7 protein-coding genes are annotated in these 10,517 nt (G+C 50.2%); 3 read left to right on the top strand and 4 right to left on the bottom strand.

The features are described from left to right. Positions 1 to 34: 34 nt before the first annotated feature. The 3 genes from EHW58_RS06310 to EHW58_RS06300 form a co-directional block, all read right to left on the bottom strand. Positions 35 to 2,350, bottom strand: coding sequence for a methyl-accepting chemotaxis protein (locus tag EHW58_RS06310; RefSeq protein WP_152795444.1), 2,316 nt, complete (start codon positions 2,348 to 2,350; stop codon positions 35 to 37). A 185-nt stretch (positions 2,351 to 2,535) separates the two neighbouring features. Next, positions 2,536 to 4,851 carry a methyl-accepting chemotaxis protein gene (locus tag EHW58_RS06305; protein WP_152795442.1) on the bottom strand — a complete coding sequence of 772 codons (2,316 nt, stop codon included), beginning with the start codon at positions 4,849 to 4,851 and terminating at the stop codon, positions 2,536 to 2,538. Between the two features lie 100 nt (positions 4,852 to 4,951). Beyond that, positions 4,952 to 5,449 carry a GNAT family N-acetyltransferase gene (locus EHW58_RS06300; protein ID WP_152795440.1) on the bottom strand — a complete coding sequence of 166 codons (498 nt, stop codon included), beginning with the start codon at positions 5,447 to 5,449 and terminating at the stop codon, positions 4,952 to 4,954. 289 nt (positions 5,450 to 5,738) lie between these two features. On the opposite strand from EHW58_RS06300, the gene EHW58_RS06295 reads away from it, so the two are divergent. Further along, entirely contained in the window at positions 5,739 to 6,599 is an 861-nt protein-coding gene (locus EHW58_RS06295; protein ID WP_046073798.1) for an aldo/keto reductase family oxidoreductase, read from the top strand. A 285-nt stretch (positions 6,600 to 6,884) separates the two neighbouring features. Here the strand turns inward: EHW58_RS06295 and EHW58_RS06290 are convergent, their stop codons facing one another. Beyond that, a complete protein-coding gene (locus tag EHW58_RS06290; protein ID WP_046073151.1) occupies positions 6,885 to 7,382 on the bottom strand; it encodes a MarR family winged helix-turn-helix transcriptional regulator in 498 nt (165 codons plus the stop codon). 413 nt (positions 7,383 to 7,795) lie between these two features. On the opposite strand from EHW58_RS06290, the gene EHW58_RS06285 reads away from it, so the two are divergent. Both EHW58_RS06285 and EHW58_RS06280 read left to right on the top strand, forming a co-directional pair. Continuing rightward, positions 7,796 to 9,052: an imelysin family protein gene (locus EHW58_RS06285; RefSeq protein WP_370517833.1), complete on the top strand. Its 1,257-nt coding sequence runs from the start codon at positions 7,796 to 7,798 to the stop codon at positions 9,050 to 9,052. Positions 9,053 to 9,112: 60 nt separating this feature from the next. Next, a complete protein-coding gene (locus EHW58_RS06280) occupies positions 9,113 to 10,510 on the top strand; it encodes a di-heme oxidoredictase family protein (protein ID WP_152795438.1) in 1,398 nt (465 codons plus the stop codon). Positions 10,511 to 10,517 lie beyond the last annotated feature (7 nt).

Raw genomic sequence — 10,517 nt, 5'->3', positions numbered from 1 at the left:
AGGGGGTCGGCCGTGAGGTTGACCCCTTTGGGTTTTAGTCGGTTTTAAAGTGACTGATCCGCGTTTCCAGGGTACGGGCATGCTCACGTAAGTGGTTGACGGTTTGTTCAGTGTTGCGCGTCCGTTCTGAAACATGGTCGGCCGATTGTGCCATCGTGTTGACATTTTGGCTGATTTCATCGGTCACCTGCGTTTGCTGGTTGGCCGCGGTGGCAATTTGCATGTTCATCTCGTTGATTTGCTCAATCATGGTTTTGATTTGCCCCAGCTTGTCGTTGTTTTCGTGACAATGCTCAACGCTTTGGGTCACCGCGTCATTGGCTTGGGTCATCCCATCGGCGGCACCGCGCGTCTCCTGTTGCAAGGCGTCGACCTTGGCGCGAATTTCTTCAGTGGACGACTGGGTGCGTGTGGCTAAAGAGCGTACCTCGTCGGCGACCACCGCAAATCCGCGTCCTTGCTCACCAGCACGGGCCGCCTCAATCGCCGCATTGAGGGCTAACAAATTGGTTTGCTCGGCAATTTCTTGAATCACATCCAACACCGACCCAATGGACTCACTCTCGTGTGATAGCTTCTCCATCGAGCGGGTGGCTTTGTCCATATGATCTTTGAGTGTTTGCATTTGGCTGACCAAGGCTTCGCCTTTTTGGCTGCCTTCATTGGCGGTTTGGGTAATCGTATCAGACGCTTCAGAGGCATTGCTCGCATGCTCTGATACTTCGCTGATGGAGGCGGCCATCTGTGTGGCAGCGGTAGCGACTTGGTTCGAGCTTTTGGCTTGCTCGTCCACTTGCCCACGCACAGCCACTACGTCATCACTGATATCGTTGGCTGATGACAACAAGGTTTTTGACGCGTCGTGTGTTTTTTGAATCACGTCTCGGAAGCTTTGGAACATTTCATTGAGGCTGTCAGCCAACGTAGAGAGCTCATCTTTACTGGTATGGTGCAACGTGATCGTCAAATCTTTACTGTCTGCCACCTGTTTGATACTGGTGGCGAGTTTTAAGATAGGCGCGCCAATGCTTTTACCCAACCAATACGCTGCTAGTGCGGCGAGACTGCCTAGCAGCACTGCCGCAAACGCGGTCACAACGCCGATGTCTGTGCGTAATTTGGTAATGGCTGTAAAGACTTCATCGGTGTCTTGCTGACTGATCACCGCCCATGTCACCCCGTAGACGTCAATGGGCGAATAAGAAGCCAGTACCTCAGTATTACGATAGCTCGTTTGCGTGACAAACCCTTGCTCTCCCCGTAGCGCTCTTTTTACCGCAGGGTTATCGAGGGGTTGGTTACCAGCGGCGGAGTTTTGATAATCAATGCGGTGAATGGTATCGGCATTAAGCCCTTGGCTTTCTAGTGCACTGAGGTAGGCGTCTTTATCATCACTCAACAGACGTGGCTGCGTGCGTAACAGGTTATCGGGACCAACTAATAATATTTCACCGCTTGTGCCCATGCCTGACTCTGCCCATTGACCATTATTACTAATGAGCTCACTGATACGATCGATCGGCATTTGAAATATCAACGCCCCGATCTGCTGACCATTTTTATAAACTGGACTCGAGATAAATGAAGCTGGACTGTCGTAGGAGGGATAGTAAGGGCGAAAGTCTATAAAGCCCAGCTCACCCTGAGGCGCTTTGCGTACCGCTTTATAGGCATCAGCCAAGCCACTGGTTGAATACGGGCCGGTTAACAGGTTGGTCGCGTAATCCAGCTCTTTGTAAACGCTATAGACAATATTGCCCTGATTATCGACCAGGAAAATATCGTAGTAGCCGAAGGTCTTTAAATAATGCTGAAAGTTGGGATGAAAGACGCTGTGGATCTCACTGTAGACACTGCCGTCGTTGGCTTTCGCCATGGCATCTTTACTTCCTAATGGATGGGGGTTGCCGCTGATATACGCGTGTTGCAGCCGTTTAGCTACATCAGGTAACTGATTGTACCTTCCCATGACGTCGGTGGATGTATCGTTAATCTCTTGATAGGTCGCGCCGAATTGATTGCGATAATAACTGGCCAGTTGGCTCTCTTGGCTAGGGGAGTTGGCAGTGTCTGCGGCGATGGTTTTAAACGCTTGTGCCAATTGTGTCAGTGCATCTTCTGTCATGGTGGAGTCTGACAGCGTATTAATTTGATCACCAATGAACTTGAAGTAATTACTTATTTCCGACTTTTTCGACGCTTTCACCGCCGTTAGTTGCGATTTTACTTTCTTATCAAGTGCTTGTGATGATAAGCCGATGGTTCTAAACGCTAAGATAGCCGCAATAGTTAAAACACAGGTTAATGATGCCGCAACGATTGCGAGCGTGATCTTATTACTGATTCTCATCGTGACACTCCTTCCTACCTCATGTTTTGAATCTAGTCACGGCGGATAAAAAATGCGTAGAAAAGGGGATAAAACTTGAACAAATGGTGAGCGTGTGTCTAGCTAGTCAGTCGTAATGGGTGGTTTCTAGACAGGCAGCGAGTAAAGCAGGGAGGTGCGATGACCTCCCTAGGTAGCGTGAGTATTTACTCAGTTTTGAAATGACCGATAGTATCAGCCAGACGTGCTGACCGTTGGCTTAAGCCGGTGGCGGTTTCTGCGGTGTCATGCGTGCGTTGTGAGACGGTTTCAGCCGATTGCGCGATATCAGAGATGCTTTCGCTGATTTCTGTCGTCACTTGCGTTTGCTGCTGGGTGGCATTGGCAATGTGTGAGGTCATCTGATTGATTTCGATGACCATGTTGGCAATATCAACCAGTGCGGCGTTATTTTGCTGACAATAATCCACACAAGCGTCGACGGTTTGGCTGGTGGTATCCATATCTGCCACCGCTGACTGCGTCTCTTGACGTAATGCGGCAATTTTATCGCGGATACTTTCGGTAGAGTCTTGGGTACGTGAGGCGAGTGTGCGTACCTCTTCGGCGACCACGCTGAACCCGCGGCCTTGCTCGCCCGCGCGCGCCGCTTCAATCGCCGCATTCAGTGCCAATAAGTTGGTTTGCTCGGCAATGGCTTGAATCACATCCAGTACGGTACCGATTTCTTCGCTCTGTTGCGATAAGCGACCCATGGTCGCTGTTGCAGCATCCATGCTCGATGACAAGGTGCGGATTTGCTCAACCAGGTCGTCACCAATTTTTGAGCCCGTGTTGACGGCTTCTGTGATGTCATCAGACGCGGTGGAGGCTTGGTCTGCATATTGGGCAACGTCCGTGACGGAAGTGGCCATTTCTGTCGCTGCCGAGGCAACTTGATGGGTATGCTTGACCTGGTCGGCGACCCTATCGCGCATAGTGACCACGTCTTGATTAATGTCGTTAGAGGCTTGGCCGAGTAACCCAGAAGCTTGGTGCGCCTCTTGAATCACCTGTTGGAAACTGGCGAACATGTCATTGAGCGAGCGGCCGAGCAGTGCCATTTCGTCTTTACCGCTATCAGGTAAGCGTTGGGTTAAATCTTTATTTTCTGCAATGGTTTTGATCCGTGTAGTGACCGCAATCATTGGTTTGGCAATATTGCCACCGAGAATATAGGCAATTACGATCGCCACGCCAACAAGTACCAACGAGGTAATAACCGTCGCTTTTAAAATAGTGTCTTGCATGGCAGCGACTTGTGATAGCGCCTCTTGCTGACTGATTTGATTGACCAGCGCCCAGCGCTTGCCGAAGACATCAATCGGTGAGTAAGCGGTATAGACGGTTTGGTTGCGATAACTCTGTTCTTTGCCAGTGCCCGTTTCGCCCGCCAGCGCTTGCGCAATGCTTTGGGATGCCATCGGCATTTGGCCCGCTGCGGTATCGGTGAACTCAATGCGGCGAATCAAGTCGGGTTTGACGCCATTGGTGCGCAACAAGTGTAAATACTCAGATTTGTCCTCTTGTAAAGCGCGTGCTTCGGTGCGGAGGACTTTATCAGGCCCCACCATAAACATTTCGCCGCTTTGTCCAAAGCCTGCGGATTGCCATTGGCCTTGACCGCTGATCACGCCACTTAAACGCTGAATCGGCAATTTAAAGATAAGTACACCCTGCGTTTCGCCGTTTTCGACGATAGGGGTGGCGATAAATGAGGCCGGTTCATCGTAGCTGGGAAAGTAAGGGCGATAATCAACAAAGCTGATGTCACCGGCTTTTGCATCAATGGCTTCTAAGAAGGCGTCACCCATGCCGCTGGTAGCGTAGGGGCCAGCAAATAAGCTGGTTCCAAAGTCAATCTCTTTGGCCACTGAATAGACGATACGGCCATTGGCATCGGCTAACACGATGTCTTGGTAGCCAAACGTTTCGGCAAAGCGATGGTAGTTGGGATGATATTGAGTGTGCACCTTGTCATACGTGGAGCCATCGTTGGTTGTCACCAACTTGTCTTTCTCGCCCAAAGGATGGGGGCTGCCGCTGATATAAAATTGCTGCAGTGTCCGCGTGGCAGGGGCTAGCGCTGCGAGGTTGGAGCGTGCATTGGCGTTGGTATCATTGCGCGCTTTGTAAACATCGCCGAAAGTGTCGGTGTAGTAGTCTTGCAGCGCGCGCCGGGCCGCTCTATCGGTGCGGACTTCACGACTGTAGCGTCGATAAGCTTGGCTAAAAGAGGTCACCGCATTTTCGGTCATGGTGGAGTCGGCCATTGAGGTTAATTGCTGGCCGATAAATGAAAAATAACTGGTTAATTCAGAGTGCTTGGCTTCGCGTACGGCTTTAAGCTGGCTAATCGCCTGCTCTCGCATTTTATCGCCAAACAGTGTGGTGGTTCGGTTTGCCAACACCGCTGCGGTGGCGACAATACAAATAACACAGGCGGAGATGATCGCCGCAGAAACCTTGGTGCGAACTTTCATACTACTAAACTCCTGAAACGTCGTTATGACGGCATCAAATCAAGGCACCTTACTGGCGTAAAGTGGAGGTGGGGGCTTATTCGATAGGGAAATAACATGCTCAAACCGTTAGGTCGCACTCTAGCATTGCCACACTGTGGTATTGGCCAAATTTTGCACCGACATCATTTAGCTGTCCAACTTGTAGGAAGCCAAAGCGACGATGCAATGCCAATGACGCTGGGTTGGGTAGCGTGACGAGAGAATAGGCGCGGCGCAGGGCCTTATCGCGCATTCCGTCAAGCAAGGTTTGCATTAATGCCGAGCCAACCCCACGGCCACCGGCATCGGGAGCCGCATAAATGGTGATTTCTGAGGCGATGTGGAAAGCCTGCTTGGGATTGAAAGGCGTATTGTAAGCAAAGCCAAGGATTTGTTGGTCTTGCTCTGCCACCCAGGCTTGATAGCAGGAGGACGGATCAAACTGAGCGAACCATTGTTCACGTTCAGCTAGTTGCCATGGGCACAAGTCAAACGTAATGGCAGTGTGTGTAATGTAATAATTATAAATCGTATTGATCGCGTCACAATCACGCAATTCCATGCGTCGAATAAGCATTTTCGCTTCCTTTTCGCTTTTTTTGCGCGACATAAGATAACGAAGTTCACCGCATTCGCCAAGTGTTGGTGATAAATTAAACACTTGTCGTGCATTTAACACCCAAACAGTGCTGTCCTTTGCGCGAAAACAAACGAACGCACAGTTAGGCTAACAAAATGCTCGATAAGGCATTGAGGGTGGCGGGAGATAGGATTAGCATGATAGCTCCACTTCTCGGCATAAAGGATCCGTTTTGTCAGAGTTTAAAGCGACATCTATTTCTCCGGTCGGTCCGTTTTTCTCGCCCATGGTGCAAGGTTACTGGCGACTGGATGATTGGCAAATGACACCGCAGCAGCGTTTAAGCTTTCTTAAGGCTCATATCGATTTGGGGGTGACGACGGTCGACCATGCGGATATTTATGGTGACTACCGCTGTGAAACACTGTTTGGCCAAGCGCTGAAGCTTGATCCCAGCGTGAGGGACGATATCCAAGTGGTGTCGAAGTGCGATATCAAGTTGGTCAGTGAAGCGGCTCCAAACCGCAAAATCAACCATTACGATACCAGTTACCGGCATATTTTGGAGTCGGTAGATAACTCATTGTCTCGTTTGGGCGTGGAAAAACTGGATGTGTTACTGATCCACCGTCCTGACGCGTTGATGGATGCGGATGAAGTGGCTGAAGCATTCACCACGTTGCGTCATCATGGCAAGGTGGCTCACTTTGGCGTGTCTAACTTTACGCCTGCACAGTTCGACCTGCTTCAGTCTCGTTGGGATGAATCCTTGGTCACCAACCAAGTTGAAATCAACCCGCTACGTTTTGATGTGGTCCATGACGGGACCCTGGATCAGTTACAGCGCTTGCGTATTAAACCGATGGCGTGGTCTTGTCTTGCAGGCGGTGAGATGTTTAACGGCGAGTCTGAGCAGGCTGTACGGGTACGTGATACCTTGCATGCTATTGGCGAAGAGCTCGGTGGTGCGACGATCGATCAGGTTATTTATGCTTGGGTGATGCGTCATCCGTCTCAACCTTTGCCGATCATTGGCTCGGGCAATATTGAACGTGTCAAAGCAGCCAAAGCGGCTTACGACCTCAAACTCACGCGCGAGCAATGGTATCGGATATGGGTAGCGTCAAAAGGACACAATGTACCTTAAATAACAGCGTGTAACTGACTGACTCTCAATCCATAAGGCGGCTATTAGCCGTCTTTTTTTGTGGATTGTCTGGGGACGGAATAGGGGCAATATGGCGCATTGATAACGGATGAGTGGAAACTGCTATACGGTAAATGGTGCGACTGGGTGTCGCATGCAGAGCCAGTGCATGACTGATGGCGACAAAAAGCGAACGTCCTTTGCTTTTAATACGCCACTTGCTTTTAATACGCCGTAGTAGGCAGGTGGACCGGTGGAGACATCCTGTTTACCCGCCGGAGACCATTATTTTTTTGCCTGGAATTGCGAATTATGTGAGGTGAGGGCAGACACTTCTAGCATCGGTGCCGCATCAATATCATCGGCGTTCATCATCGAAGAGATACGTTGTACCGATGACAGCAATAACGATTGCTCCCACTCATCTAAACTTTGAAAGCGTGAAATAAAGTTTTCTTGTAGGGGCTTGGGTGCTTGTTCTAACGCCGCTTCCCCTTGCTCGGTCAAGTGGGCATGCACTTTACGCTTATCAAGCTCACTGCGAACACGCAAAATCAACCCGCGCTTTTCTAGACGATCAAGAATGGTCGTTGCCGTTGCCTGACTCATATTGGTATGGGTCGAGAGCTTACGAATGGTCACTTGGCCCAGCTCTTTAATCGCACGCATTAGGACAAGTTGGGGGCCAGTGATCCCGGATACTTTGTTAAGTTTTCGTGAATGCAGGTCTATTGCGCGGATGATTTGCCGCAGCGCAACCAGTACTTCTTCGTGTTTTTCCATTTACTCACCTCCACCAGAAAAAATCGCCAACGAAACTTACAATACCCGCGGTTGGAGTGCAAAGGCATCGAGAGAAAAATCGACTTTTTATGGTTTTTTTCACTATCAAATAATCAATGTGCTTTCAGTCTATTATAACCCTTAGAGTTCAAATTAAATCTAATTTATTGTTATTTTTAGCTGTTTCAGTGAGCAGGCGCAAAAAGTGCCACATAGTCATCAATTTAAGCAGACAAGAGGTCGGATCAGCGTTGCAACAAGTTGCATTAAACCATGCTTAGAGTGTGGAGATCACAGCTTTGATAATAGCATCAATTCTTTGTTGCATTTAGTAACATAATGCTTAGAATCTCTCGCATACAAACGATAATAGTTCTCATAACTGTTCATATCAAAGCGAAGGACAAAGTACTATGGAAATGACCCCTTTTAAGCGTAACCTTATCGCGCTTTCCTTATTTGCCGCACCTCTGGGTGTTAATGCGGCGACGCAAGAAGACGTTGTTGAACATTACGCTGATATCGCGCATGCGGTATTCGCAGACTCCCACGCGACAGCGGTCGCGCTCGATGACGCTATTGAGGCTTTTACTGCCAGCCCCTCTCAAAAAACCTTTCAGGCAGCAAAAAAAGCATGGTTAGACGCGCGAGTCCCTTATCAGCAGTCAGAGGTGTTCCGTTTTGGCAACGCGATTGTTGATGATTGGGAAGGACAGCTGAACGCGTGGCCATTGGATGAAGGTTTGATTGATTATGTGGCAGACGGTTACCAAGCAGAGCTGGGGAATGCCGGTGCGACAGCAAACATTATTGCCAACCAGAGTATTCAAATTGGTGCGACCGATTTAGACGTGGCTGACATTACGCCAAAACTGTTGGCAAGTCTCAATGAGGTAGGTGGGTCAGAAGCCAACGTTGCTTCCGGTTATCATGCGATTGAATTTTTGCTGTGGGGGCAAGACTTAAATGGCACTAACCCAGGTGCGGGCGAGCGCCCATACTCTGACTTTGCTTACGGGGAAGACTGCACGAACGGCCACTGCGACCGTCGCCGCGAGTACTTGAAAGCGGCCGCCGATCTTTTGGTGGATGATTTAGCCTGGATGCGCGACCAGTGGGCGGAAGGTAATAAAGATAACTATCGCGCGACGCTATTGGCGGATTCGAGCGAGAACGGTTTACGTAAGATGCTGTTTGGTATGGGGTCACTCTCGTTGGGCGAGTTGGCCGGCGAGCGCATGAAGGTGGCATTGGAAGCCAACTCGACCGAAGACGAACACGATTGTTTCTCTGATAATACCCACAATTCGCATTTTTATAACGAGCAAGGCATTTATAATGTCATGATGGGAACCTATCAGCGTGTTGATGGCAGCAAATTGACCGGGCCATCGGTGCTCGACTTGGTCAAAGACAAAGATTCTGACGCGGCAAGCGCGATCAAGACAAGCTTTGAGCAAGCGCGTGAGCAAGTCAAAACGCTGGTTGTGTCAGCGGAAGAAGACAATGTGCATTTTGATCAATTGATAGCGGCGGGCAACAATGACGGTAACCAACTCGTCAATGCATCCATTACCGCACTGGTTGACCAAACCAAACACATTGAGAAAGCCGCTCAGATCATCGGCATTGATAATCTCAACCCAGATACCGCGGACCATCAATTCTAATTGTCCGCTAATGATGTTAAGCCCCGTGCCGCGGGGCTTTTTGCTTTGTCAGGATACAACATGAAGTCCAAAGTCTTTGTTTACCTCGGTGCAATCGGCATCAGTGCCTTGGTGAGCGCGTCAGCGGTTGCTTTTGAACGCACCTCTGGTGGCCGCACCACGGTGATTAAAGAAGGTGCCAACGCTTTCTCCCAACCTGCCGCTAACCTACCCATGAGCGAGCGCATCGACTTCAGTGTCGGGAACAGTTTTTTTCGTAATCCCTGGGTGAGCTCGCCGGCTTCAACCGATGCGCGTGATGGGCTTGGCCCTTTGTTCAATACCAATGGCTGTCAAAATTGTCATATTAAAGACGGCCGTGGGCATCCGCCTTCTCCTGGCGATACCAACGCCGTGTCTATGTTGGTGCGATTGAGTGTGCCGGCAATGAGCGAAGCAGAACGGCAGAAATTGATCCAATATGGCAATATTCCCGAGCCAAATTATGGGGGTCAGTTGCAAGACTTTGCACTGCCAGGCGCGAAGCCAGAAGGAAAGGTCGCCATTACCTATTCTGCGGTCCCCGTGACCTTTGCCGATGGTGAGACTGTCACTCTGCGTCAGCCACATTTAACGATCACCGATCTTAATTATGGGCCGATGGCAGAAGATGTTCAGATGTCGGCGCGGATTGCGCCTCCGATGATTGGATTGGGGCTGTTGGAATCCATTCCTGCGGAAGACATTTACGCCCTGGCTGATCCTGATGATGCCAATGGCGATGGGATCTCTGGACGACCAAATCAAGTGTGGGATATCGAAAAACAACGCACTGCGCTTGGCCGGTTTGGTTGGAAAGCAGGGCTACCCACGGTTAACCAACAAAACGCCGCGGCCTTCAATGGCGATGTGGGATTAACCACTTCCATGTTTCCGCACCACAATTGTATGCCGTCACAGTCTGTGTGCGACGAGATGCCCAATGGTGGCGATCCAGAAGTCAGCGACAATATCCTCGGGTTTGTCGAATTTTACGCCCGTCATTTGGCGGTGCCAGCGCGTCGCAACGTGCAGGATCCTGCCGTGAAACAGGGGCAAGATATCTTCGTGCAAACGGGCTGCAATGCGTGCCATGTGGCGTCATTTACTACCGCAAAACGCCCCGAACTTAGCGCACTGAGCGAGCAGCGTATTCACCCCTATACGGATTTGTTGTTGCATGACATGGGAGCGGGGCTAGCGGATCATCGAGGAGAGTTTATCGCCAACGGTAGAGAGTGGCGCACACCACCTTTGTGGGGGATTGGGTACACCAAAGAAGTGAATGCGGATGCCACCTATCTGCACGATGGTCGCGCGCGTACCCTTATGGAAGCCATTTTATGGCATGATGGCGAAGCCGCCAGTGCGAAACAGCGGGTGCTGGCGATGCCGAAAGCGGAGCGTGACGCCTTAATCGCGTTTTTACGTTCCTTATAACAACAAT

This window comes from Salinivibrio sp. VYel1 (assembly GCF_009377945.1).
In the GTDB taxonomy this organism is placed as follows: domain Bacteria; phylum Pseudomonadota; class Gammaproteobacteria; order Enterobacterales; family Vibrionaceae; genus Salinivibrio; species Salinivibrio siamensis.
The sequence above is the reverse complement of the archived record's forward strand: the minus strand, read 5'-3'. Positions and strand labels throughout refer to the sequence as shown.

What these genes read in the sequence shown, in the direction of transcription:
- EHW58_RS06310 (WP_152795444.1), bottom strand. Translation starts at nt 2,350, where the DNA reads ATGAGAATCAGTAATAAGATCACGCTCGCAATCGTTGCGGCATCATTA.
- EHW58_RS06305 (WP_152795442.1), bottom strand. Translation starts at nt 4,851, where the DNA reads ATGAAAGTTCGCACCAAGGTTTCTGCGGCGATCATCTCCGCCTGTGTT.
- EHW58_RS06300 (WP_152795440.1), bottom strand. Translation starts at nt 5,449, where the DNA reads ATGCTTATTCGACGCATGGAATTGCGTGATTGTGACGCGATCAATACG.
- EHW58_RS06295 (WP_046073798.1), top strand. Translation starts at nt 5,739, where the DNA reads ATGGTGCAAGGTTACTGGCGACTGGATGATTGGCAAATGACACCGCAG.
- EHW58_RS06290 (WP_046073151.1), bottom strand. Translation starts at nt 7,382, where the DNA reads ATGGAAAAACACGAAGAAGTACTGGTTGCGCTGCGGCAAATCATCCGC.
- EHW58_RS06285 (WP_370517833.1), top strand. Translation starts at nt 7,796, where the DNA reads ATGGAAATGACCCCTTTTAAGCGTAACCTTATCGCGCTTTCCTTATTT.
- EHW58_RS06280 (WP_152795438.1), top strand. Translation starts at nt 9,113, where the DNA reads ATGAAGTCCAAAGTCTTTGTTTACCTCGGTGCAATCGGCATCAGTGCC.